The sequence below is a fragment of the Streptomyces sp. NPDC055962 genome, from assembly GCF_042270185.1.
Taxonomy (GTDB): domain Bacteria; phylum Actinomycetota; class Actinomycetes; order Streptomycetales; family Streptomycetaceae; genus Streptomyces.
The window spans coordinates 1-1003 of record NZ_JBHJYN010000030.1 but is presented as its reverse complement, the minus strand read 5'-3'; the positions used below and the strand labels follow the sequence as shown (position 1 = coordinate 1003).

Here is a 1003-nt window from a genome sequence, read left to right as displayed (position 1 = left end):
AATCAAACTCATCCATATATCTCCCGTCTCCCTTTCTGACGCTCTTGTGAAATACAGCTCTTTCTAGTGTATCGGATTATGTTTCAATATCCAAGACTTTAACGATATAAAAGAAAGCTTGGTTAGATACCAAGCTGCCAGCATTTAAAAGAAAACACAAAAAAAACGAAAACATGATCGTTTCGTTTACAATAAAAATGGCGGTCCGGACGGGACTCGAACCCGCGACCTCCTGCGTGACAGGCAGGCATTCTAACCAACTGAACTACCGGACCATTTTTTGGTTGCGGGGGCAGGATTTGAACCTGCGACCTTCGGGTTATGAGCCCGACGAGCTACCGAACTGCTCCACCCCGCGATAATAATGGTGGAGGATGACGGGCTCGAACCGCCGACCCTCTGCTTGTAAGGCAGATGCTCTCCCAGCTGAGCTAATCCTCCATATATTACACTTACGTGTAATAGCTTGGCGGCGTCCTACTCTCACAGGGGGAAACCCCCGACTACCATCGGCGCTGAAGAGCTTAACTTCCGTGTTCGGCATGGGAACGGGTGTGACCTCTTCGCTATCGCCACCAAACCATTGAGAGTGTTCTCTCAAAACTAGATAACAGTAAGCATACATTCAAATTGGTTAAGTCCTCGATCGATTAGTATCTGTCAGCTCCATGTGTCGCCACACTTCCACCTCAGACCTATCAACCTGATCATCTTTCAGGGATCTTACTTCCTTGCGGAATGGGAAATCTCATCTTGAGGGGGGCTTCATGCTTAGATGCTTTCAGCACTTATCCCGTCCGCACATAGCTACCCAGCGATGCCCTTGGCAGAACAACTGGTACACCAGCGGTGCGTCCATCCCGGTCCTCTCGTACTAAGGACAGCTCCTCTCAAATTTCCTGCGCCCGCGACGGATAGGGACCGAACTGTCTCACGACGTTCTGAACCCAGCTCGCGTACCGCTTTAATGGGCGAACAGCCCAACCCTTGGGACCGACTACAG

The 1003-nt window shown here is 50.1% G+C and carries 3 tRNA genes and 2 rRNA genes; all 5 read right to left on the bottom strand.

Annotation, left to right across the window (positions count from 1 at the left end):
• Positions 1–198: 198 nt before the first annotated feature.
• Positions 199–275: transfer RNA gene (locus ACFC51_RS35745), tRNA-Asp, on the bottom strand.
• A 6-nt stretch (positions 276–281) separates the two neighbouring features.
• Positions 282–358, bottom strand: a tRNA-Met gene (locus tag ACFC51_RS35740).
• A gap of 7 nt (positions 359–365) precedes the next feature.
• A tRNA-Val gene (locus tag ACFC51_RS35735) sits at positions 366–441 on the bottom strand.
• Between the two features lie 23 nt (positions 442–464).
• Positions 465–580, bottom strand: a 5S ribosomal RNA gene (rrf, locus tag ACFC51_RS35730).
• 50 nt (positions 581–630) lie between these two features.
• A 23S ribosomal RNA gene (locus tag ACFC51_RS35725) occupies positions 631–1003 on the bottom strand; the annotation flags it as partial.